Annotated in this window: 22 protein-coding genes; 16 read left to right on the forward strand and 6 right to left on the reverse strand. The window is 41.4% G+C overall.

All coding sequences use genetic code 11. The annotated features are described in order from the left end of the window. The first annotated feature begins 1 nt into the window (after nucleotide 1). The 4 genes from EAE92_RS03805 to EAE92_RS03820 all read left to right on the forward strand — a co-directional run bounded on the left by EAE92_RS03805 (nucleotide 2) and on the right by EAE92_RS03820 (nucleotide 4,911). Nucleotides 2-661 (forward strand): CoA transferase subunit B, encoded by a 660-nt coding sequence (locus EAE92_RS03805; RefSeq protein ID WP_214067107.1) that lies wholly within the window; start codon nucleotides 2-4, stop codon nucleotides 659-661. Between the two features lie 706 nt (nucleotides 662-1,367). Then, nucleotides 1,368-1,547, forward strand: a complete 180-nt coding sequence (locus tag EAE92_RS03810; protein WP_214067108.1) for a hypothetical protein — start codon at nucleotides 1,368-1,370, stop codon at nucleotides 1,545-1,547. Nucleotides 1,548-1,704: 157 nt separating this feature from the next. Then, on the forward strand, nucleotides 1,705-2,622 hold the full coding sequence (locus EAE92_RS03815; protein ID WP_214067109.1) for an AEC family transporter: 918 nt from the start codon (nucleotides 1,705-1,707) through the stop codon (nucleotides 2,620-2,622). A 435-nt stretch (nucleotides 2,623-3,057) separates the two neighbouring features. After that, nucleotides 3,058-4,911, forward strand: a complete 1,854-nt coding sequence (locus EAE92_RS03820; protein ID WP_214067110.1) for a phage tail protein — start codon at nucleotides 3,058-3,060, stop codon at nucleotides 4,909-4,911. Nucleotides 4,912-5,146: 235 nt separating this feature from the next. Here the strand turns inward: EAE92_RS03820 and EAE92_RS24415 are convergent, their stop codons facing one another. Together EAE92_RS24415 and cysS are read right to left on the reverse strand one after the other, a co-directional pair. Then, entirely contained in the window at nucleotides 5,147-5,992 is an 846-nt protein-coding gene (locus EAE92_RS24415) for a gp53-like domain-containing protein (RefSeq protein WP_229001698.1), read from the reverse strand. Nucleotides 5,993-6,568: 576 nt separating this feature from the next. After that, entirely contained in the window at nucleotides 6,569-7,954 is a 1,386-nt protein-coding gene (gene cysS / locus EAE92_RS03830; RefSeq protein ID WP_040150091.1) for a cysteine--tRNA ligase, read from the reverse strand. A gap of 267 nt (nucleotides 7,955-8,221) precedes the next feature. Here cysS and ppiB point away from each other — a divergent pair, with 267 nt between their 5' ends. The 5 genes from ppiB to EAE92_RS03855 all read left to right on the forward strand — a co-directional run bounded on the left by ppiB (nucleotide 8,222) and on the right by EAE92_RS03855 (nucleotide 11,565). Further along, a complete protein-coding gene (ppiB, locus tag EAE92_RS03835; protein WP_214067111.1) occupies nucleotides 8,222-8,716 on the forward strand; it encodes a peptidylprolyl isomerase B in 495 nt (164 codons plus the stop codon). A 10-nt stretch (nucleotides 8,717-8,726) separates the two neighbouring features. Then, nucleotides 8,727-9,449: a UDP-2,3-diacylglucosamine diphosphatase gene (lpxH, locus tag EAE92_RS03840; RefSeq protein WP_214067112.1), complete on the forward strand. Its 723-nt coding sequence runs from the start codon at nucleotides 8,727-8,729 to the stop codon at nucleotides 9,447-9,449. Nucleotides 9,450-9,596: 147 nt separating this feature from the next. After that, nucleotides 9,597-10,127: a 5-(carboxyamino)imidazole ribonucleotide mutase gene (purE, locus tag EAE92_RS03845; protein ID WP_214067113.1), complete on the forward strand. Its 531-nt coding sequence runs from the start codon at nucleotides 9,597-9,599 to the stop codon at nucleotides 10,125-10,127. Continuing rightward, entirely contained in the window at nucleotides 10,124-11,206 is a 1,083-nt protein-coding gene (gene purK / locus EAE92_RS03850; protein ID WP_214067114.1) for a 5-(carboxyamino)imidazole ribonucleotide synthase, read from the forward strand. The genes purE and purK overlap by 4 nt, the downstream gene beginning before the upstream one ends. A gap of 104 nt (nucleotides 11,207-11,310) precedes the next feature. Then, nucleotides 11,311-11,565 carry a type II toxin-antitoxin system RelB/DinJ family antitoxin gene (locus EAE92_RS03855; RefSeq protein WP_214067115.1) on the forward strand — a complete coding sequence of 85 codons (255 nt, stop codon included), beginning with the start codon at nucleotides 11,311-11,313 and terminating at the stop codon, nucleotides 11,563-11,565. A 104-nt stretch (nucleotides 11,566-11,669) separates the two neighbouring features. On the opposite strand, the gene EAE92_RS03860 is transcribed toward EAE92_RS03855, so the two are convergent. Both EAE92_RS03860 and EAE92_RS03865 read right to left on the reverse strand, forming a co-directional pair. Beyond that, complete coding sequence (locus EAE92_RS03860) at nucleotides 11,670-12,293, reverse strand: riboflavin synthase subunit alpha (RefSeq protein WP_214067116.1); 624 nt, start codon at nucleotides 12,291-12,293, stop codon at nucleotides 11,670-11,672. A 342-nt stretch (nucleotides 12,294-12,635) separates the two neighbouring features. Further along, nucleotides 12,636-13,817 (reverse strand): MFS transporter, encoded by a 1,182-nt coding sequence (locus EAE92_RS03865; protein ID WP_214067117.1) that lies wholly within the window; start codon nucleotides 13,815-13,817, stop codon nucleotides 12,636-12,638. A gap of 172 nt (nucleotides 13,818-13,989) precedes the next feature. Here EAE92_RS03865 and EAE92_RS03870 point away from each other — a divergent pair, with 172 nt between their 5' ends. The 4 genes from EAE92_RS03870 (at nucleotide 13,990) to EAE92_RS03885 (ending at nucleotide 18,759) form a co-directional block, all read left to right on the forward strand. Further along, a complete protein-coding gene (locus tag EAE92_RS03870) occupies nucleotides 13,990-14,883 on the forward strand; it encodes a LysR family transcriptional regulator (RefSeq protein ID WP_214067118.1) in 894 nt (297 codons plus the stop codon). A 542-nt stretch (nucleotides 14,884-15,425) separates the two neighbouring features. Continuing rightward, the gene (locus EAE92_RS03875; RefSeq protein WP_339959347.1) at nucleotides 15,426-16,313 is read left to right on the forward strand and encodes an outer membrane protein OmpK; all 888 of its coding nucleotides are present in this window, start codon (nucleotides 15,426-15,428) and stop codon (nucleotides 16,311-16,313) included. Nucleotides 16,314-16,368: 55 nt separating this feature from the next. After that, nucleotides 16,369-17,643 carry an MFS transporter gene (locus EAE92_RS03880; RefSeq protein ID WP_036808959.1) on the forward strand — a complete coding sequence of 425 codons (1,275 nt, stop codon included), beginning with the start codon at nucleotides 16,369-16,371 and terminating at the stop codon, nucleotides 17,641-17,643. Between the two features lie 60 nt (nucleotides 17,644-17,703). Continuing rightward, nucleotides 17,704-18,759 carry an LLM class flavin-dependent oxidoreductase gene (locus EAE92_RS03885; RefSeq protein ID WP_214067120.1) on the forward strand — a complete coding sequence of 352 codons (1,056 nt, stop codon included), beginning with the start codon at nucleotides 17,704-17,706 and terminating at the stop codon, nucleotides 18,757-18,759. 212 nt (nucleotides 18,760-18,971) lie between these two features. Here the strand turns inward: EAE92_RS03885 and ybbP are convergent, their stop codons facing one another. Both ybbP and ybbA read right to left on the reverse strand, forming a co-directional pair. Next, nucleotides 18,972-21,404: a putative ABC transporter permease subunit YbbP gene (gene ybbP / locus EAE92_RS03890; RefSeq protein WP_214067121.1), complete on the reverse strand. Its 2,433-nt coding sequence runs from the start codon at nucleotides 21,402-21,404 to the stop codon at nucleotides 18,972-18,974. Then, nucleotides 21,401-22,087 carry a putative ABC transporter ATP-binding protein YbbA gene (ybbA, locus tag EAE92_RS03895; protein ID WP_214067122.1) on the reverse strand — a complete coding sequence of 229 codons (687 nt, stop codon included), beginning with the start codon at nucleotides 22,085-22,087 and terminating at the stop codon, nucleotides 21,401-21,403. Before ybbA ends, ybbP begins: the two co-directional genes overlap by 4 nt. Between ybbA and tesA the strand changes: the two genes are divergently transcribed. From tesA to EAE92_RS03910, 3 genes are all read left to right on the forward strand, one after another. Beyond that, entirely contained in the window at nucleotides 22,058-22,690 is a 633-nt protein-coding gene (tesA, locus tag EAE92_RS03900; RefSeq protein WP_181147764.1) for a multifunctional acyl-CoA thioesterase I/protease I/lysophospholipase L1, read from the forward strand. The genes ybbA and tesA overlap by 30 nt on opposite strands. 50 nt (nucleotides 22,691-22,740) lie before the next feature. Continuing rightward, nucleotides 22,741-23,526 carry an SDR family oxidoreductase gene (locus tag EAE92_RS03905; protein WP_214067123.1) on the forward strand — a complete coding sequence of 262 codons (786 nt, stop codon included), beginning with the start codon at nucleotides 22,741-22,743 and terminating at the stop codon, nucleotides 23,524-23,526. A 68-nt stretch (nucleotides 23,527-23,594) separates the two neighbouring features. Beyond that, nucleotides 23,595-24,452: a co-chaperone YbbN gene (locus EAE92_RS03910; protein WP_214067124.1), complete on the forward strand. Its 858-nt coding sequence runs from the start codon at nucleotides 23,595-23,597 to the stop codon at nucleotides 24,450-24,452. The last annotated feature ends 6 nt before the right edge of the window (nucleotides 24,453-24,458 follow it).

The following is a 24,458-nucleotide window of genomic DNA, read 5'->3' on the forward strand; positions in this document are numbered from 1 at the left end:
AATGAATGCTGAACAAATTATCGCCCACCGTGTCGCACTCGAATTACAAGACGGCGACGTTGTTAATCTTGGCATCGGCATTCCCACGCAAGTCCCAAACTATCTGCCGGATCACATTCACATTACTCTCCAGTCAGAAAACGGCATACTTGGCCTTGGACCGATTACAGAAGTACATCCCAATCTGGTCAATGCGGGCGGAAAACCCTGCGGTATCCTGCCCGGCGCAGCCATATTTGACAGCGCCCTCTCTTTTGCCCTGATCCGAGGTGGTCACATAAATGTTTGTGTTCTGGGTGGTCTGCAAGTTGACCAGCATGCCAACCTAGCCAGTTGGATGATACCGGGGAAAATGGTGCTTGGTATGGGAGGAGCAATGGATCTTGTCACCGGCGCACGCAAAGTCATTATTGCAATGAAACATTGCACCAAAGACGGTTCAGCAAAAATCCTCAAGCAGTGTACTTTGCCACTCACCGCCATCAATAAAGTCAGCATGATTGTCACTGAATTAGCTGTTTTCTGCTTTGAACAGGGCCAGTTAATCCTGAAAGAACATGCGCCAGATGTCACATTAGAGGCTCTACGCGAAAAAACGGAAGCAGAATTTAGTATCGCACATGACCTCAAAGTCATGCCTATTCCGGTACAGGAGAAATGAGCATAATTAGCACAATAATTAGATAATCTTATTAATTCTATCCTGCCGTCCTACCAATCTAGACGGTTCAGATGTGAGGCAATGGCTGCTGGAATCTGCTAATTATTATCATTGCTCATATTCCCGCTAACTCATCATCATTATCAATAATCACATCAAGAAATTTGAAGATATTGGAATTACTGTAATTAAAACAAATAGCCACTTAAATATTAATAAAATGGAGTAATAATCCTTCAAGAGCTGTCTCTTTACTCTAGATGAAACACAGAATAATTATAATAAATACTCATTGAATTCTCATAAAATTATATAAGTGTTTTTATAAGAAGAATCTTAGCATTCTTATTTAACGAAACAATTAACATATAACTGTAATCATGCCAGCCTATTTAATATAGGCGTGTTCATGCAACTACATAACTTTTATCGTTTTTTATCAATTATAGGGCTACAGATAAATCAATTTATTTTTCCATTAATACATCCCACTTAATCTTTAGACTATCTAGCTACAGTGATCATTAGCTATTAAAAAGATGATTTTTATCACACTTTAAGATTTAAAAAATCAAATATAATAATTTTATTTTAAGTGATTAAGATCACACTATCTATTAATTTTGGTTTTAAAGAAGAACAATATATGTAATATATTCCTACTTTTAGGGTTAGTTAACATTATAATTTTTCAAAGAGAATATAAATGGATTACCAAAATATATTTCAATTAATCATGCAAGAAAAACAGGATCTATTTTCAGCATTAAATAAAATTGATTACGATCCTACCGGTGGCGATTTATATATTCATTTAGTTAAATCCGCCATGATGTCCTCTTTATCTATAATAATATCAGCCATAAAAAACAACGAATACCCATAAACCCTAAGCCAATATATTTTCTTGTAAAATTACAAAACATCAATATAAATATTTTAACTGGCGACTACAACGCGTATTTATTTCACCCAACCTTTGGGATCATCGATATTTAAATCAAATAGAGCATAGAGTTTTCTCTATCTAAAAGGACCACCAGATGTTAAATGTTTTCTTTTCAATTCTACCTATATTCTTGCTAATTACTCTTGGCTTCCTATCTAAAATATATATAAAGGATATTGCTAGCTTCTGGAACTTTTCAGATAAGTTTGTTTACTATCTTTTTTTTCCTTGCTTGTTAATATTAGATATTAGTGAGGCTAATTTCTCTGGTTCCGATAACTTCTATCCAATCGTATCAACCATAAGTTCAACAATAATAATCGCTATTATTATTTTCATCGGTAGATTTTTCTTTAACACTACACCAGATCTATTTACATCTATTTTCCAAGGAGGAGTTAGATATAACTCATATGTTTTTATAGCACTTTCACAATCACTATTCGGCAGTGAGGGAGTTGCATTATCCGGATTCTTTGTGGCCTATATGATAATTATTACCAATATTATGAGTGTACTCGTAATGAATCATTATGGTCACGGAAGTAAGAAAAGTCTCGGTGGCGCTATCCTTGCTTTAGCTAAAAACCCGCTAATCATTGGTGCAATTATTGGAGTATTGCTAAACTACTTTAACATTCATATTACCGGACCAATCAGGCAACTTTTTATTTACTTATCGAACGCAGCTACACCATTAAGCTTAATGTCCGTAGGCGCTGGATTGATCATCAGCATGCATATAAAAAAGATACTTTCTATTTCCTATGCGACTATACTTAAGCTGTTTGTAATGCCGCTTATCACCATATTGATAATAAAATATTTAGGTGTATCAGGCGTTCCCGCAAACATTGCTATTCTATATTCCGCAGTTCCTTGTGCTGGTAATGCTTATATATTAGCTAAACAAATGGGTGGTGATCATGAGGCAATGGCATCTATTATTACATGGACAACGTTGCTATCCATTATTACTGTAACTTTAATTCTTGGTAATATGAAGTTATAAAAATAGGCATAAAACAGAGCGTCATGGTCATGATATAGAAAACATATTATTCAGAATGAATTTAATATGTTTTCTATTACTAAATAACCATATCAAACAGTAGATCACTTAATAGAACTCAATCCGTTTTTAGCAATCTATTCAATCGTTAAAAATAAAAAAATATACCGTACATCTGACAGACAAAACAGGAAGAAATATAAGAAGTAATTTCATATATTAAATATAAATAATTTTGATATGTTTCTAGTTACAAAATTTACAGTTATTTATTACTACCAACCATACAAAAATAATTAACCTCATAAGATATAAGAATATTCCATTATTCCCATTCCTAACTAGACTATGTTCAGCGGGAGTTGACAGGAGTTATTTTCACAATAATTCAATATGTTAATTATAAAATAGTATTATTTAATTTGAGGAAAGTATATGAGTCCCAAGAATGATTTTAAAGCTTTTTCTATTAGTAATAATGCTAACGTAGTAAGCCAAGAAGGGTATGAAGCAAACCCGGCTTTAAAGACTGGATTTCCTCCAGAAAATATCACCACTCATTTGCTCAATAAGGTATTACGTCAATCTTCAGCAATATCCTCTACAATAGCTAATTTTATCGCGACACAATATGGCGATGATGTTCTGGATGATGGGGATATAGTCAAACTCACTACTCAATTAAATAAAGCCTTAGAAAAAAAGATCGCCGCAGAAGTTCCAAGCGCTTCACTAACCCAGAAAGGAATTGTTCAACTCACAGATAAAATAGGCAACAGCAATTCACTTGCAGTCACTCAAAAACTTGTTTCTGATGTAAATGATAATGCTAACAACAGATTAGCAAAAAACCAAAATGGCGCAGACATTCCTGATAAAAATGCGTTTGTGAAAAATCTCGGCTTAGCAGAAACCGGCAATTTAGCTAAAAATGCGGTACCGAATAGTAGAAAAATTAACGGGAAAGCGTTAACCGGGGATATCAATCTGAATGCCGGAGATGTTGGGGCATTTAAGCTCGGATTAACAGGAAACAACACGGTTAGTAATCCAGTCCCCTGGAACGCAAACACAGGGTTATATGATTTGCTGAGACCTGGAATAGATTCTCAGCATATCGCTCATTTCAATAATGGCACAGGAAGCTGCCCAGCTTTTCAATTGAAAGTGCAGTACAGAAACAGTGGGATTGCTTATCGCTCCGCCCGTGATAATTTTGGCTTTGAGGAAGATTGGACTGATATTTATACAACAAAAAATAAACCAACGGCAGCGGATGTTGGGGCATTTAAGCTTGGATTAGCAGGCGGATACTCTGTTAATAATCCAGTCCCCTGGAACGCAAACACAGGGTTATATGACTTGCTGAGACCTGGAATAGATTCTCAGCATATCGCTCATTTCAATAACGGAGCTGGAAGCTGTCCAGCTTTTCAGTTGAAAGTGCAGTACAGAAACGGCGGGATTGCTTATCGCTCTGCCCGTGATAATTTTGGTTTTGAGGAAGATTGGACTGATATTTATACAACAAAAAATAAACCGACGCCGGCGGATATCGGGGCATATGCAAAATCCGAAGGATCTGAATTTATCCAGCCAAAGTATATTAATCCAGCGAATATAAGTGATCTTACCGCATGGATAAAATCATTACCGCAGGGTGGTCATGCATTCAGATTTGCAGAAAATCATGGTGGCATTGGATATCCGTGGTCAGGCGGCTATGTAACAAGAATGCATGACATATGGGCGGGATTTGTCGCGGATTATAGCTCTGCCAATATTAGCTTTATTCACGGAAATGATGGGGGAGGAAATACAAAAGTTAGCCGAGTTCTGACAGACAAAAACGCACATTTCGACACTAACGGCATTCTCAGAGTATCCAGCCCAGTTGTAGATATTCATCCAGACGGAACTTACGAGTTAACCAGCGAAGCTGAGGGAGTGACGGTTAAGCGCATAGATACAGGGAAATATCGTATCAGCGGTTGCAATGGTTTTGCCAAAGATGGCGCGTGGGGAATTCACGGCGGAACTATTATCCCGGCAGACAGCAATGGATTAAATCTGATTTGGGTGCGTGAATCGGTAGACACCGCCAGCGGCGATATAACCATCGAATGTTACCATCGTCAAAATAAAGACGCTCCGGAATTTGCCCAAAACCAACGCGTCAAAAGCGTAACTGCAACAGGAGAAATCGTTTATTACCATGATGCTGAACCATGCGATATTCCAGACGGAAGAGTAATTAATATTCGTGTGCAACTACCTGAAAAACCATAATAATGTAATCAGAGCTACTTAGCTCTCCTGCATTATTACAACTCATTGAAACACAGAAAATCGGTTAACAAACCTCGTCCAAAATAGCGAGGTTTGTTTTTTCATCCATAAAATATTCTGATAAAGGAAAGATCACCGATTAAATATATTTAATAACAAATGATTTAAAGAAATCAGTCCAATTTGCATTACGAATGATTATTAACGCAAAGAACTATTGTCATCGGTTTCCATATTAAAATCCCCAGGCAAACCAGACACATCTTGCCCCAGGTATCGGTCCAAATTCTTTAACACCTCGGCTTAACATGCCAAGATTTGACGCAGTGAAACCTGACAATTGAATATTATTTATTTGCCAAACTGCTTTATGAACACCTCCTCCATAGTCATGTTCAGCAACTACAACAACCCTTTCTGGGAATGGAATTGGGAAATTAACATGTCTATCAGGATTATCATACGCAGTAGCGTCTGAAATTCCCCATTGAAATATCATCCCAGTATTGCCACATTTCCACCAACCATTTACCGCTTTTAGGGATGTGTTTTTATTTCCATAACGAGAATCAGATTCAGATTTATCGTAACTTCCTACATCCCCGGCATTCAGATTAATGTCACTCGACAACACCTTCCCATTCACTTTTCGGGTATTAAGTACTCTACTATTAATATTTTCACGCAATGAATTTATTATTTCCTGGGCAAGCTTTTGCGTTACTGCCAATGAGTCACTATTACCAATCACATCAGTAAGCTGAACAACCCCTTTTTGTGTTAACGAAGCATCTGGTGCTGTTGTAGTGATTTTTTGTTCCAATGCTCTGTTTAATTGAGCAGAAAGCTTAGCGATATTACCATCATCTAAAACATTATCGCCAGATTGTGTCGCGATAAAATTAGCAACCACGGATGCTATTGTTGAAGATTGACGTAATACCTTATTTAATAAGTGAGTAGTAATATTCTCAGGTGGAAATCCAGTACTCAAACTCCGGCTTTCTTCATATCCCTCTTGGCTCACTACATTTGCATTATTACTAATAGAAAAAGCTTTAAAATCATTTTTTTGGCTCATATACTCTCCTTAGATTAAATAATGTTATCTTATAATTGATATATTAAATTATTATGTCAACAACTCATTATAATTCACAATAATCACAATCTGGTTCAAATACAATAACAATTACATTCACTACCTAATCATTTATTAATTAGATGGTTAATCGTTATTATCTTACAAGTTATAAGTTATTCAATAAAAGTAAAAAAACTTTATCAATAATCTCATTATTATCAATTCATTATCCAAACGGATATTACCAAGATTATTGTTAAACAAACAGTCGCTTGAGATATTACAGCTATAAATTACTGGGTATATCCATGCAAAAATGAAAAGCAATATAATTTTATAGACATCCAGCTTGTGAGAATTAAAAGATTCTAACTTGTTTAAATAGAAACTTTATAAGCCAGAGAGTTTTTTTGAATTTATTCAAAAAATCATAAACATTTTTTTCAGGCTTGCCTTATTTCTTAACCAGGAGATTTCATAAAGCAACAAGTGGGATAATAGAGATTAACCATCAATATTAGACTCCCTCAGTAGGGAGCCTAAATGATAAATTAACACCAAAAAACATCGAACTTACTTACGACGCCAGCTTGTCCCTTGCGGACCATCTTCCAGTTCAATACCCATCTCATTTAATTGATTACGAGCAGAATCTGCCAGCGCCCAATCTTTGTTTTTACGGGCATCATTACGCTGCTTAATTAGCGCTTCAATTTTAGCAATCTCTTCATCGTCAGCCTGAACACCACGGTGCAAGAATTGTTCCGGCTCTTGTTGCAACAAACCTAAGATACCAGCCAACTTGCGTAATTCAGCCGCTAAACCATTCGCTGCATCCATATCTTCTGATTTCAGGCGGTTAATTTCACGTGCCATATCAAACAGTACCGAATAAGCCTCTGGCGTATTGAAGTCATCATTCATCGCTTCAATGAAACGCTCCTCAAATACTTCACCACCGGCCGGCTGTACAGAAGCATCTGTACCTCGCAGAGCTGTATAAAATCGTTCAAGTGCGGTACGGGCCTGCTTTAGGTTATCTTCTGTATAGTTAAGTTGACTGCGGTAATGACCTGACAATAAGAAATAGCGCACCGTCTCCGCATCGTAATATTCCAATACGTCACGGATAGTAAAGAAGTTGTTCAGCGATTTGGACATCTTCTCTTTATCCACCATCACCATTCCTGAATGCATCCAGTAATTCACATACGGACCATCATGGGCACAGGTAGATTGTGCAATTTCATTTTCATGATGGGGAAACATCAGATCAGCGCCACCACCATGAATATCAAAATGATTACCTAGCTGTTTACTATTCATGGCGGAACATTCAATGTGCCAACCCGGACGGCCCGCTCCCCACGGCGATTCCCAGCTTGGCTCACCGGGTTTGGACATTTTCCACAACACAAAATCCATCGGGTTACGCTTAACATCAGCCACTTCCACTCGCGCCCCCGCTTGTAACTGGCTGAGATCCTGACGGGAAAGTGATCCGTAATCCTGATCACTCTCGACGGAAAACATGACATCGCCATTATCTGCAACATAAGCATGACCACGTTTTATCAACGATTCGGTCAGTGTAATAATCTCCGGGATATGCCGGGTCGCACGTGGTTCCAGATCAGGGCGTAAGATATTCAGCGCGTCAAAATCTTTATACATTTCCGCCAACATACGGCCCGTCAGATCATCACAACTTTCACGGTTTTCCGCCGCCCGCTTGATGATTTTGTCATCAACATCGGTCACATTACGTACATAGGTCAAATCGTATCCCAAATAACGTAGATAACGAGCAACCACATCAAAAGAAACAAAGGTTCTGCCGTGACCAATATGGCACAGGTCATAAATCGTGATACCACACACGTACATCCCTACTTTCCCCGGATGGATTGGCTTAAATTCTTCTTTCTGACGGCTGAGGGTATTGAAAATTTTTAGCATCGAGATTTTCCGTAAATTCACTGTACGTGTGTTAAAAATAACGAATTGATAATTCTGGATTTATGCCCTTATCTCATCAATAACGGCTCAATATGGCATAGTCCAATAGGATATTGAAACCCGATATTAAGCGCTTTGCAAGGCTAGCGATCAATATAGTCTACTGAAACTAATAGGTACTGACTCATTATGGTATATGTGATATAAAAGCCGCCTGGTCCGAATGCCCTAACTGGGTTAGTCAAAACTATTATTAGGATTTCAATTATGGTGACTTTCCATACCAATTTTGGCGATATTGTAATTAATACTTTCGCCGACAAAGCTCCTGTAACTGTTGAGAATTTCTTGAACTACTGCCGCAATAGCTTCTACGATAATACTATTTTCCACCGTGTTATTAACGGTTTCATGATTCAGGGTGGTGGATTTGAACCTGGTATGAAACAAAAGCCGACTGATGCAGCTATCAAAAACGAAGCCAATAACGGTCTGAAAAACAACCGTGGTACTTTGGCAATGGCCCGCACCAACGATCCACACTCAGCAACTGCGCAGTTCTTCATTAACGTTGTTGATAATGATTTCCTGAACTTCCGTTCTGAGCGCCCTGATGGCTGGGGTTACTGCGTCTTTGCCGAAGTGACCGAAGGTATGGATATTGTTGATAAGATCAAAGGCGTTTCTACCGGTCGCAGCGGTATGCACCAAGATGTACCACTCGAAGATGTTATCATCGAAAAAGTGACTGTCAGCGAATAACTCACTGAATATGTGCACACTTTTTATCGCAGATTTACATCTCAGCGAACATGAACCGGCAATCACTGCCGGTTTTCTGCGTTTTTTGCATGAGGATGCCATTCAAGCCGATAGCCTCTATATTCTCGGTGATCTATTCGATTACTGGATCGGCGATGATGATGACAATCCTCTCCACCGTGAAATCGCTAGCGCATTAAAAACTGTGCGACAACAAGGTGTTACCTGTTACTTTATTCACGGCAACCGTGACTTTCTGCTCGGTTCGCGCTTTGCTAAAGAGAGCGGCGTCATATTGCTTCCACAGGAAAAAGTACTGGAACTGTACGGTAAGCGAGTGCTTATTCTGCACGGCGATACCTTGTGTACTGATGACGAAGGTTATCAACGATATCGTAAGCGGGTTCATACCCCGTGGGTCCAACGTCTGTTTCTACTGCTACCTCTGTCTATCCGCCAAAAAATTGCCGTAAAAATGCGAGCCAACAGCCAATCGGTCAACAGCAGAAAATCCGAAGCCATTATGGATGTAAACCAGCAAGCTGTTATTGATGCTTTTGAGCGGCATCAAGCTGACTGGATGATTCACGGACACACCCACCGCCCTTTTGTACATGAAGTTGCTCTGCATGATAAAACCGTTTACCGCGGTGTACTTGGCGCATGGCATCATCAGGGATCGATGTTCAAAGTAACGGATACATCAATCGATCTTATCTCTTTCCCATTCTGATTAACCGGGAACCCCGACATCCAAGTGTCACAACAAAAGTATAAAGTAACGCAATCGTTTTCCTTAGCTTGTGAGCATGATATGATCCGCGGCCTTAAAGCGTTATTTTTATTCTGGTGGACGTTAAAACACAGGAGCATTTGATTTATGACTGCCCAGCCTGATTTAGCAGGAACAACTCAACACAATGCCAAAATCGCCATTGTCATGGGTTCTAAAAGCGATTGGACGACTATGCAGCACGCGGCTGATATTCTCACTTCTTTTAATGTACCTTTTCATGTTGAAATTGTTTCTGCTCACCGTACACCCGATAAACTATTCAGTTTTGCCGAGCAAGCTGAACAAAATGGTTTTGATGTCATTATCGCTGGCGCCGGCGGCGCTGCTCATTTACCCGGCATGTTGGCGGCTAAAACGCTGGTGCCGGTTCTCGGCGTACCCGTACAAAGCGCTACACTGAATGGGGTAGACAGTCTTTACTCTATCGTACAGATGCCAAAAGGGATTCCTGTCGGCACACTTGCGATTGGGAAAGCCGGCGCGGCAAACGCAGCCCTATTGGCCGCACAGATTCTGGCTCGTCATGATAAAGATTTACTGCAACGCCTCAGCCATTGGCGTGAAACACAAACTCAGGATGTACTCGATAATCCTGATCCGCGGGAGGAAGCATGAAGCCAGTTTGTGTATTAGGCAATGGTCAGCTCGGTCGCATGTTACGTCAAGCTGGTGAGCCTTTAGGTATCACGGTTTATCCTGTTGGCCTGGATGCAGAACCCGAAGCGGTTCCTTATCAGAATAGCGTTATTACCGCTGAAATTGAGCGCTGGCCGGAAACGGCCCTTACCCAAGAACTTGCCCGCCATAAGGCTTTCGCTAATCGAGATATCTTTCCCCGTCTGGCTGATCGGCTGCCGCAAAAACAGTTAATAGATAGCCTTGGGCTAGCAACGGCTCCGTGGCAATTACTCTCTGATACCAACCAATGGCCGCAATTATTCTCTGAACTCGGTAATTTCGTTATCGTTAAGCGCCGTACTGGTGGTTATGACGGCCGAGGGCAATGGCGTATTCGTCCCGGAGATGAAACAGCATTACCTACCGATATTTATGGTGAATGTATTGCTGAACAAGCTATTCCTTTTTCGGGCGAAGTTTCACTGGTCGGCGCCCGCAATAAAAATGGCGATTGTGTGTTCTATCCCTTAGCGCACAATTTGCATCAAGATGGCATTCTCCGCGCCAGTATTGTCTCTCCTCAGGAAAATGACCATTTACAGCATTATCATTTACAACAACAGGCTGAAAATATGTTGTCAGCGATTATGCACGAGCTGAAATATATCGGCGTGATGGCAATGGAATGTTTTATTGTCGGTGATAACTTATTAATTAACGAACTCGCGCCACGCGTGCACAACAGCGGTCATTGGACGCAGAACGGCGCGTCTATCAGCCAGTTTGAATTACATCTTCGCGCTATTCTGGATTTACCCATGCCTCAACCAGAAGTCACTGCGCCATCAGTTATGATCAATTTAATTGGCACAGATATCAATACCCAATGGCTCAGTTTGCCCTTGGTACATTTACATTGGTATGAGAAAGAAGTCCGTCCTGCACGTAAAGTTGGTCATCTTAATCTTTCTCACTTTGATAAAAATGAATTAAAAGATACATTGCAGAAACTTGTTCCCATGCTGCCCCCTGAATATCAGAGTGGCCTTGAATGGGTACAGGAAAAACTAATTTAACTAACGCCTAACACTAACGTTGTTTATTTATCGATCTTGTTATCTTGATTTGTATCCACAATAGTCCCACAGTAAGGATACAAATTAAGAGACAAAGAGGACATATGAATACGGCTATATTAAAAGTTCGTGTTTCTGAAAAACTGAAAAATGCGATGGCACAAGCCGCCCGGGATAATAATTTGAATATGTCTAGCTTTGTCCGTCTGGTATTAACTAGAGCGACAAAAGAACACCATGTTCCTAATGCTACAACACAGGCAGCGATCCATGAGCTGGAAAGTGGTGGCGGTACAAGTGTAGGTACCATAGATGAATTTTGGGATAAAATAATAGATGACAAACGTCCATTAAAATAATCAAACATTTGTCATTTAATAGCCTGAGATTAATTGTGGAAGCGGAAGTAAAGTGACTTCCGCTTCACACCTCAACTCAATCTAGCTTATTTATATTACTTCAATTATAATATTGATCTATTAGCATTCATCGATCTGGATATTGTGTCTACAATCGTTCTGGTTGTTTGATCTATTTCGTAATTAAGTAAGTCACCAACTTTAATATTACTAAGATTGGTAGCCCTTAACGTTTCTGGAATTAAATTCAATTCTATGGTTTTATCTTCTTCATTTATACCATTTATTGTCAAGCTACAACCATGTAACCCAATAAAACCTTTATGAAAAAAATATCTTATATTATCGCCAGGAATATTAATCACCAATCGATAAGTTTCGCCAGTTTTGATAAATTCAACGACTTCTGCCACACCTTCAATATGCCCATATAGACTATGACCGCCATTTTCTTTATTCATTTGATGTGATCTTTCAATATTAACTTCATCCCCCACATTTAAAAACTTTAATGTGGTAACATCAGCCGTAAAATCTGATATATCAAACCAGACGATATCGTTATTAAATTGGGTGACAGTCAGGCACGTACCATTAATCGCAACACTGGCCCCCACAGAGACATCATCAAAGAAATGGTTATTATTACTGACGGTTAATGTACTAAACCCGTCTTTTCTATCAAGAGATAATACGCTTTCTTTTCCTTGTACAATTCCAGTATACATAATCACCCTCTTTTATTTATATTTAAATAGAAATATCATTATTACATTAAGAGAATTTATGGTTTTCATGAATATATCTAATGAAAATTTATTAGCTCAATTAACCACATTTTTCTACCCATATTCAAACAATATCTTTTATATAGTTGATTTAAATAAAAATTTTAATAAAACATTTAAAAGCTAATAAACTACTTTACCCTATAGTTTTTAACTATATCAAGCTTTTTGTAGAGTGGATGATTTTTTACTATTAAATTGACAATTATCAAACATAAACCAAGATAGAGTCGAAAATTATTTTTCTAATTTATGGAAACACTTTACCTTAAATATTTATCACTAACGACTCTTTGAACTAAATATAACCACTAGAGCGGCTAATAATGCGCATCCTCCGCCGCTGCAAGCGACGCCATACCAAGAAAAATGCCAGGCTGCGACAGCTCCCAAAGAGGAACCTATTGCGCCACCGGCGAAATAACAGGTCATAAATACGGTATTTAGTCGACTGCGGGCATCAGGTAATAATGTATATAACCGTGTTTGATTTGCCACTAAACCCGCTCTGCTGCCAAGATCTAACAGAACAATACCGACGAATAAAAATAGAATATTGTGGCTCGCGCCGCTAATTAGGCACAAGGCTAACGTCACCAATAAAGCACCTGTAGTAACAATCGCTCTCCCGCCGAAGTGATCTGTCAACGAGCCTATTATGGGTGAAGCTAGCATTCCTACAATGCCCGTCAAACCAAAAAGACCGGCGATATCGCTTCCCCAACCGTAAGGTGGTTGGGAAAGTAATAAGGCCAGCGACCCCCATAGCGTATTAAAAGCGGCGAACAGTAAAAAACCGGATAATGCCGCTTCACGCAAAAGGGGTTGTTGCTTTACCAACTTACCAAGTGAAATAAGAAGTTGGCTATAAGTCATAGTGTGTGATGTTTTTATTTCTGGCAGTACAAACCAGACCAGAAAAAACAGGAAGATATCAATTAAAGCTGCTAATACAAACATTTCACGCCAACCGAAATGCTCTCCAACCGCACCACTCAATGCTCTGGCAAGCAGTGCTCCAGCGAAAAGGCCACTCATCAGACTTCCTACCGCCCGGCCGCGCTTTTCTGGTATTACCCAACCGGATACGGCGGGAATGATGATTTGTGCTGAAATAGAAGTTAGCCCCACAATCAGACTACTTGTCAAAAGACATGTAAAATTTGGGGCTGTGGCACATAAGATAAGACTGACTATGTTACCGATTAAGAGGCAGAAAACCAGCTTGCGACGGCTTAGTGTATCGCCAAGCGGCCCAAAAAAGAGAAGCCCCGCCGCGTAGCCAACCTGCGTTAGTGTCGCGATCCAGCCGGATATTGAACCATTAACGCTAAAACTTGTCCCAATTGTTGGCAATAGTGGTTGGTTATAATAAATATTCGCGACAGCAAAACCACAAGCTACAGATAATAAGATAAGAGAAATGGAAGAAATAGGATTTGGTTTAATTACTGTATTTGACATGGGAACTATCAGCATTTGGGCCGGAATTATGATGAAGTGATTCTGGCACTATTTTGAAATCGTGGGAATAAAGAGAGCGAACGAAATTGTTTTGCATAGAATGCAAAAGTGATAGCGCTACCAGATGTTATGTATTATTTGTAATATATGAAATGTATAGGTAAAAATTGCGATGAAAGATTTATTACGTACCGATATGCTAACAACATTCATTCATGTTGTCCGTTCACAAAGTTTTTCTGCCGTTGCTCGTTTGCAAGGTATGACTGCGTCTTCTATCACTCGTCAGATAGACAACCTTGAAAAAATGCTAGAGACAAAACTATTCTTTCGCTCTACTCGTGGTTTATCACTGACTGACGCAGGGGAGATTTTATTTGCAAGGGCGCAAGGTATTATCAATGATCTTGTCGATGTCCAGGCTGAGTTGGCGGCGTTGAATGGCGAACCGCAAGGGGCATTACGCATAGCTTGCCTGCCAACGTTTGGACGCCAACATATTATTCCGATGCTAGCGGAACTATTCACGCGATATCCTAAAATTCAGGTTGAACTTGATCAAACCGAGCGTTTGACTGATCCGGTCAGGGATCGTCTCGACGCAGTTATTCGTATTGGTGAATTAAAGGACAGCACACTTTATTCAAAACGCATCGCCACACAAACTTGGGTTATTTGTGCCAGCCCAAACTACATTCAAAAGCATGGAACACCGACAACACTGACGGAACTGAGTGAACACTACTTGCTTGATAAACATCATGACCCCGCAGGTATTTGCTGGTCACGTTATCGCAGTGCTATTAACTTCAACGATGATAATAGAATTTTTTGCAGCGATGACTTTGAAACATTGAGAATGGCCGCTGTCAGTGGATTTGGGATAGGGCTTTTGCCTAATTGGGTGGTATCCACCGATATTCGTTCTGGAAAATTGGTGCCTTTATTTAATGATCCTGATGGACGTAAAGAAGATATTTATTTACTGCGGGCACTTGCTCACCCGCCAGCAAAATTAACAGTATTTATGTCGTTATTGCAAAAGAGGCTTGCCAAGACGATTTAGTCTTGGAATACCTAACTATTCATAATCTATTCTTTATTTTTTTGAATATGTACTTCATGTATAAGTGATTTGTGAAAAATGCAAAGATACATTGAGCTAGTTAGGGTTAATTACTCAAGATAAATATTAACAAAGATATTTTATCTATATATTTTAAAACCAAAGCAATAATTATTTAAATTCGAAAATGATTTTGATTATACAAAAAAAGACGCCAATTTATTATTATTTTTCATTACTATTTTCCATTTAAAATAAATTATATATTTAAGTTAACTAAAATATAATTAAAAAATATTTTCACAAAACCATTAATCAACAATATTTCCCCAACTCTCAACACAAAGTTAAATAAAAAACCTATTACTAATTCAATAATCAGTGTATTAGTAACACTGAAAAATCACTAAGGTTAAAATAATCTTATCTTTCTACTCCCTCCTCCTTTCATCAATAAAATCAAATATCCCTTTGACAAAACCGTCTCATTAGATCAATGTTAGCAATCACCAGCCCGATACCGCATGAGAAAGGGAATCTTCGTGTTACTTGCCACAAAAATCCATAATACGAAAAACTATCCCCCGCTTTTTTTCACCTCAAGGCTCTCTTCTCCATTTTGCGGCGCCGCTTATCTGGCAATGATTTGGCGCTGGATAGGCACTCGATTAAGGAAGAGCGGATTACCTGCAATGCTATTACTGCTGTCGGCAATCAATCAAGCTCAAGCCGGTCATTTTGTCAATTTTCAATCGATTGATACCAGCCTTTATATGCAATTTGAAAATCGGGTCGATCCCCAAAAAACCATTTCGCCGATTTTAGAAGCTTTCGGCGACTATAGTGTCGGCGATATGTACGTCTATAGTATTTGGCAAAACTCGCTGCAAAGTGATTACCAAGGTGATAAGAGCACTTACTATTATAAATTTGTCCCCAGAGTGAGCTTGAGTAAAGTTACTGGTAATGACATCTCTTTTGGGCCAGTGAAAGATATTTTGTTCGCTCAATGGGTTGCCAAAACGAAAGGGGTAGATTACGACTATTTCCCCGGTATCAGTATTGACTGGCAAGCTAGCTGGATTAGCTGGTTACGTACAATTTTTTATTTTGAGAATAACGCCAAAGGAAGCTGGAATGATCAGCGAATTCATATCGATTACGGCATTCCCTTCAATAATAGCTTAGGAGATTTTCGGGTTGTCGGCACTTTTGACTATACCTTAGGTTTGCATGGACAGCCTGAAACTATCGATTTCAAACCAGAGTTACATTACGATTTAGGGAAACTCCTTGGTCATCAATCCGGTCATTTATGGACAGGCATTGTTCTGAACCCCATAAAAAATAAATACAAAATAAGAGATACCCCTTATTATCGAACGGATCAATTTAGCTACGGGATCTTTATTCGATATAGTTTTTTCTGATATCGGAATAAAATATCAGAAATTTTCTGATGGCCTTTATCCTGATGGAGTCAAAATGCCCATTCAACATGACCAGTTCGGACGTACTTATCAGTGGCTCCTACTGATACTTTTGGGTTTGATTTACTTTCTGGTCACCGCAACCACATTTACTTCGCTGGGCGTTGTATTACCTAGCATGATTAAGGAATTACACTGGAGTTGGACTGATGCCGGTTTGGGGTTCACTTTACTGGGCCTGTCATGTGGGCTGTCCAGTTACCTTCCAGCGATGTTTATTCGTCGTACCGGCGTCCGCGCTACCTTAATGATCGGTACGCTCACCTTTATCACCAGTTTTTACATCCTCTATAACACCCACAGTATCGCAGCCTATTTTACCGGTACCACATTATTAGGGATCGGCTTTAGTCTTATGGCGACGGTTCCCGGTACTTATGTCATTAGTCGACTTTTTAAAAAACAGTCATTAGCCTTTGGTATCTATTTCACCATTGGGGGATTAGGAGGCGTGGTCGGTCCGTGGATCTATTTCCTGGCAACAATATTTTGGGAAAACTGGCGTATGCACTGGGCAATTTCCGGGATATCACTCACCCTGATTAGTTTATTGACCATTTTATTTATGCGCGAAGGTAAAAAGGAAAACGCCCATGCGGAAAAGGTTAGTAAAAATCAACAAGACCAGCTCCCCACGAGTATCTATCGCACTAAGGAAATATGGAATGTCCGGCAGGCGCTGCACACTTGGCAATTTTATGCCATTGCCGCCGCTTATACCTCTTTTTTACTGTGTGGGATAACCGTTAATAGTTTTGCAGTCGCCCATATTACTGAAAACGGATTCAGTGAATCTGTCGCTGCCTCCTCGCTCAGTATTTTGGCTTTTATCAACGCATTCTCACGATTTGCAGGAGGCGCTGTTGGTGAATGGCTCGATCCCAAAAAATTGCTTATCGGTAGTCTATCGATAATTATCTGCGGCCTTATCGCACTCAGTGCCGCCACTTCATGGACATTTTTAATCCTGTTCACATTGTGTATTGGCATCGGTTATGGCATGACTTTTCTGGCATCCAGTATATTGCTATTCAATTATTTTGGGCGCACGCCTTACTTGGAACTGTTTTCGGTGATGAATCTAATCTCTACTACCGCCTGTATCGCCCCTTTCCTGGTGGGCGCAATTAAGGATTATTCAGGTAGTTTTACACCGGCATTTCTCATTATCGCCATACCAGTGCTAGCTATTCTGATCATCACATTCATGATGCAACCACCGTCACAAGTCGTGAAGAAATGTTCTGATGACAACACACTACTTAACTGAATTTAACAATAAAATGAACCTATAAAATATTCCTTACAACAGTCAAACAAGGAATTAATCATGGCAAAAAAAGAATTCGGTGTATTTCTACCCATAGCGAAAGGTGGATGGATTATTTCCAAAAATACACCACCACTCGATGCTTCTTATCAGCAAAACCGTGAAGCGGCTATTCTGGCTGATCAAATTGGTTTGGATTTCATCATGTCAATGAGCAAATGGCGCGGCTTTGGCGGTGAAACAGAACATTGGGGCTGTTCGCTGGAATCCGTTACGATGATGGCCGGTATTGCCGAAGTGACTCATCACGCCCGGCTGATCGCAACTATGCATGCCGGGCTGCATAATCCCGCCGTGACAGCCAAAATGATTGCGACACTGGATCAAATTAGTCATGGCCGCGCCGGGCTGAATATTGTCTCTGGTTCATTCAAAGACGAATTTGAACAGATGGGGGAATGGGATAACAATTTAGACCACAATCAACGTTACGCAATGACCGAAGAGTGGACCCAATTGATCAAACGGCTTTGGAGTGAGAAGCAGGTTAATCATCAGGGAGATTACTTTAATTTCAAGAATTGTGTTTCTGAGCCTAAACCTGTTTCCATTCCGCGCCCTTATTTGGTCTGTGCCGGTCAATCAGAATGTGGGCTACGTTTTAGTGTACGGAACACCGATGTGTGCTTCATTGGCGGTAAAGATGAAGAAGAAACGCGACAAATTAGTTTGATGGCTAAACGTCTTGCAGCCGAATACGACACAACCACCAAAACCTTTTGTATGTGTACGATTATTTGCGCTGAAACAGATGAAGAAGCTAAAACGCTGGCTGAGTTCTATCGTGATGGCTTGGATATAGACGCAGTTAAAAGCATGATGCACAGTTTTGGCGTCGATATTGACGGAAAAAGCAATGCGATGGTTGAAAGATCCCAAAACGCTTTTATGACCCACACTGCTATCGGCAACCCGGAAACATGTCGTAAACAATTGTCAGATTTACTGCGTGAATGCGAACTGGACGGGGTTATGTTGATCTTCCCTGATTATGTTAAGGGATTGACCACTTTCGGCGAGAAAATATTGCCACAACTTAGAGCCGAATTTACTTAAACAACGATATACCCGTTATCTTTCAAGTTGCCTCTTTGTTGGCTGCGCTCACCCCGGTCACATAGTTCTCTATGCGACCGGGGATTCACTCCTTTGCCGTCGCGATGAATCTTGAAATCCATAGGGTATAGTAGGCCAATAAGCCTGGAATGGGTTCATCACATCTCGACGAGCGATTACCCATTCCCTGAATGTCTGCAAATATCGCCCTTTTATCCCTGAACTCGCCGGTGTAATCCCGTACCCCGTAACAACCGAAGCCCCAACCCACTTCCACACAATGAAAGTAACAAGCTGCTGATTATTGGTAGTAATAGCCACATCTGCCATGCTGGTTGCCACGGAAAATCAAATACCTTGGTCTGCAACAACCAAAGCGCAACCTCAGCTCCCAGTGCCGCAGTAAAACCCGCCATTAATCCAAGCAAAGCAAATTCACTCCAAAGGGTACGACGCAGTAACTGTTTACTGGCTCCCAAGGTGCGGTAAACCACCAGTTCAAGTTGCCGTTGATGCATCCCTACCTGAACCTGTGCCAATAGCAGTAATGCGCCGCAGACCATGACCAACCCAACCATAACCTCCAACGCCTTACTGACCTGCTGCAAAATAGCCTGAATTTGCTTAATCATCGCGCCAGTATCAAGCAGGCTCAAGGTTGGAAATTGACGATTAAGATCCGTCAGAAGTCGGCCATCGCCTTCATAATGGAAACTAGTCAGCCAGGTTTGCTGCTGATTCTCCAATGCTTGTTTCGGGAAAATAAAAAAGAAATTTGGCCGCAAACTTTCCCAATCCACCAATCGAATACTGCTGACTATGGCGCTAAATTGCTGCGTATCACCACTGAATGTTAGCTTATCGCCGATTTTGATTGCCAAACGTTCAGCAAGCCCCTGCTCAATAGAAACCTCATCCGCCTTTGGCGGCCAGCGACCTTCCACCAAGGTATTAAACGGAGGCAATTCCTCTTTCCATGTCAGGTTCAACTCCCGCTGCACCGTGTTGCTATCCGATTCTCTGGCCTCTGCCCACGCGATAGCTGACTGACCATTAATTTCCGTCAAGCGAGCCAATACCACCGGATAGAATGCCGTAGGTTTAACCTGATATTGAGCCAGCAAATGTTCTACTTGTGGAATTTGCTGTCCAGTCATATTAATCAGAAAATAGTTTGGACTGTCCGGCGGCAATTGGTGCTGCCAACGGTCAAGCAAGTCTCCCCGGACCACCAGCAACAAAGCAAATAACATAAAGGATAAAGAGAAAGCCGCCAGTTGGGCCACTGTCTGGAACGGCTGCCGCAGTAGTCGATTAACCGCCAGGCGAAAACTGAGCTGACGAAGTTTCAGATGACGTAATAACCATAATCCTCCCCAACCAAACACCGCCAGTAATAGCGCAACCATCACCATGCCAGCCAGCAACGCCCATAGCATAGGTTTGGTTCCAACCAACAGGCCCAACCCGCTAATGATCATCAATGCCGCCAGCGGCAAGTAATAGCGCAACGGCCAGATAGGCGCGATAATATCATCACGCAATACCCTTGATGGTTGGGTTGCCATTAACTGCTTGTACGGACGTATTCCCACCAGTAAAGCGATAACCGATAACGCGCCTAACGCCCATATCCACGGCCAGAATCCGGCTTGCGGCAACATCTTCGGTAACATGGGCGCCAGAATCTGTACGAGCAGATATTCAAACATCAATCCCAGAAGTGTTCCCACCAACGCCGCCGCGATAAGTATCACTAGCCATTGACCAAGCACCCATTTACGCAACGCCCAACGTCCAGCCCCAAGTGTTTTTAGCACTGCAATTAAATCATGACGGCTGCGGCAATAGTGGGTCATTGATACCGCTACCGCGGCGACAGCGAGTAATAACGTCAGCAAAGCCGATAACAACAAGAATTGCTGCGCCCTTTCAATGGATTTCGCCAGCGCCCCACTATCCTGTTTCAAAGTGTACCAGCGCTGATCAGCTTTAAGTTGGGGATCAATGAGCTGCTGATACTGATAAACCGCTTCTTTATCACCTGAAAACATATAACGATAAGTCAGACGACTACCCGGTTGAATCGCCCCGGTAGATTGCGCGTCATCAAGACTGATTAAAATCCGGGGCGCAATCTGAAAGGGGTTGAAACCACTGTCCGGCTCCTGAATTAATTCTCCACTCACCTTAAGCGTGGCGTCACCCACATCGAGGTTATCACCCACTTTGATTTTCAACAGTTCAAGTAAACGAGGCGCGACGAGTACCGTGCCTTTTTCCACTTTCAAACCCGGAGGACTGGTTTCCAGCTCACCATATAACGGGTAATGACTATCCACGGATTTTACATTAGCAAGCTGAGGAATATCCCCGGCATAAGTCATTGTGGTGAAAGAGAGCTGGCGACTCAACGTTAATCCCAAGCTTTTCGCCTGTTGTAACCATCCTTCATCTACCGGATAAGCCGCACGCAGGACTAAATCACCCGCCAGAAAATCCCGACTCTGATAATGGACACTTTGATCAATGCGATCACTGATCCTTCCCAGTGCCAACACACAAGCCACCGCCAGCGTAAGCGATAACCAGACAATCAATAAAGAAGGGGTGCGCCATTCGCGCCAAAACCAACGCCAAATCATCTTTCTTCCCTCAATTTGCCATCAACTAACCGCAAACAACGTTGACAGCGGGCAGCAAGCTGGCTGTCATGCGTCACCAGAATTAATGTTGTGGCGTAATCACGATTAAGAGAAAACAGTAAATCAGCAATCCGATCACCGGTTTGCCGATCCAGATTACCTGTCGGCTCATCAGCAAACAGAATTTTAGGTTGGCTGCTGAATGCCCTTGCCAATGCCACCCTCTGTTGTTCACCACCAGAAAGTTGTGCCGGCATATGTTTCAAACGTTTTCCCAATCCCAATTGTTCCAGCAATTCAACCGCCTGCTTCCTGCTATTGTGTTCGGATTCACCACGCAATAAAGCCGGAAGCTGGACATTTTCTAATGCGTTTAACGTCGGGATTAACATAAATGACTGAAAGACAAAACCGACATTTTCAGCCCGTAGTTGCGCCCGCTGTTCTTCATTCATCTGGCTTAAATTATTCCCTAGCAGCCGAACCTCCCCGCCACTGCCATCATCTAACCCGGCAATAATGCCAAGCAATGTGGATTTACCCGAACCCGATTCTCCCACTAAAGCGATAGTCTGTGCCGACTCGACAACTAACTCGACTCCCTGCAATATAGTGATCTTATTTTCTCCCTGACCAACGTGTTTACTAAGATGCTGAACTTCAAGAATACTCCCCGTTACCATTTACTTTTCCTTTTATTAGTGATGCTATTTAGCGCCAGAGCGACTGCGGCTGATACCCTTCTGATTCTCGGAGATAGCCTTAGTGCCGGTTATCATCTGCCTATTGAGCAATCATGGCCTGCTTTGATGGAAAAAAAGTGGCGGAAATCCGGTAATAAAATCACGGTCATCAACGGTAGCATCAGCGGTAATACCGCAGCTCAAGGTCTTGAGCGGCTACCTGAACTACTTAAACAACATAAACCCCGTTGGGTACTGATAGAACTGGGCGCCAATGATGGACTACGCGGTTTTCCCCCACAACAAACAGAGCAAGATCTGCAACAGATCATTACGTTAGTGAAACAAGCCAATATTCAACCTTTATTGATGCAGATCCGTCTGCCGCCAAACTATGGGCGCCGTTATACCGAATCTTTTGCCAAGATTTATCCCAAATTGGCAGAACATAATCAAATCCCCCTGCTTCCGTTTTATATGGAGCAAGTCGCTATTAAACCGGAGTGGGTGCAACAAGATGGATTACATCCTAATCTGGCAGCCCAACCCTTTATCGCCGATTGGATGTCTGACACACTATCAGCACATCTTAATTATTCTTAAGTAGTAAACTATTAGTTTCAACAAATTGATGTCTATAAGCAGGTAAAGTTATGCAAAAGTCCGTTCTTATCACCGGCTGTTCCAGTGGAATTGGTCTGGTGGCGGCCAAAACACTACATCAGCGGGGCTATAGAGTATTGGCAGCCTGCCGGAAACCCGCAGATTTACAACATATGCGCGAATTAGGACTGGAACCTATCCAATTGGACCTTGATGACAAAATGAGTGTGGAACGCGCCGCCGCCGAGGTCATCAGGCTCACCAATGGCCGTCTTTACGGGCTGTTTAATAACGGCGGCTTTGGTATTTACGGCCCATTAAATACGATCAGTCGTGAACAACTGGAACAGCAATTTTCTACTAATCTATTTGGTACACATCAACTTACCTGCTTATTACTTCCAGCAATGCAACTTCATGGTGAAGGCCGTATTATCCAAACCAGTTCAGTGATGGGATTGATTTCAACCCCAGGCCGCGGTGCTTACTCCGCCAGTAAATATGCCTTGGAAGCTTGGTCAGATGCGTTAAGAATGGAATTAGCCGGAACCGGAATTAAAGCTTGTCTGATTGTCCCTGGCCCGATAAAAACACGTTTCGCAGAAAACGTGAATCAAACGCAAAGCGATAAACCGGTCAGAAACCCCAGGATCGCTCGCCATTTTACCCTCACCCCCGAAGCCGTTGTGCGCAAACTGATTCATGCTCTGGAAAGTCCGAACCCCAAATTACGTTATCCAGTGACTTGGATAACCCACGCAGTCACGATTATGCGCCGGATTTTACCAGGAAGAATAATGGATAAAATACTGAGTAAGCAGAGTGGTACAACTTGAAAGTTAAGAAAATAACCTCAATCTATTTAATCATACCCTGCGACAACCAAATTTAAGAGACTAATTATATGTTACCAACTTCTACTGGAATTAATGTTAACGAAGGCAATCTACATCAAACCGTCGAACAGTCTATGACTGTACCTGTTTTATTTTATTTTTGGTCTGAACGTAGCTCTCATTGTCAAGAATTAGGCGTAATATTGGATAAACTGGCCGCAGAATATGCAAATCAATTCATATTGGCAAAAGTGGATTGCGATAAAGAGCAAATGGTCGCGGCACAGTTTGGCTTACGCGCCATTCCTACGGTTTATATTATGCAACAAGGCCAACCGGTAGATGGTTTTCAGGGGCCACAACCTGAAAACGTCATCAGAGAGATGCTTGCCCGCGTATTACCCAAGCCGGAAGAGTTGAAAGTCGCTCAGGCAGAGGAACTTATCGCAGCAGGAAAACATCAGGAAGCACTACCACTACTGAAAGAAGCCTGGCAATTAGCCCCAAAAAACAGTGAAATTGCACTTATGTTGACCGAAGTGCAAATTATGCTCAATAATATAGCAGAGGCCGAGGAAATTCTGAGTCTTATTCCATTACAGGACCAAGATACTCATTATCACAGTTTACTGGCTCAAATTGAGTTACAAAAGCAAGCGGCGGATACACCAGAGATCCAACAATTGCAGCAAGAATTCGCCATTCAACCAGAAAATGCAGAGCTGGCTGTTAAGCTCTCGCTGAAACTGCACGAAGTTAGTCGTAATGAAGAAGCTCTGGAATTATTACTTAGCTTCCTGAAAAAGGACCTTTCCGCTGCCAATGGCGCAGTACGGAAAACAATGATGGATATTATGTCTGCAATGGGGACCAGTAACACCCTGGCTTCAAAGTACCGTCGCCAGGTCTATTCACTGCTTTACTGATTTATT

Source organism: Photorhabdus hainanensis, assembly GCF_018448965.1.
GTDB classification, from domain to species: domain Bacteria; phylum Pseudomonadota; class Gammaproteobacteria; order Enterobacterales; family Enterobacteriaceae; genus Photorhabdus; species Photorhabdus akhurstii.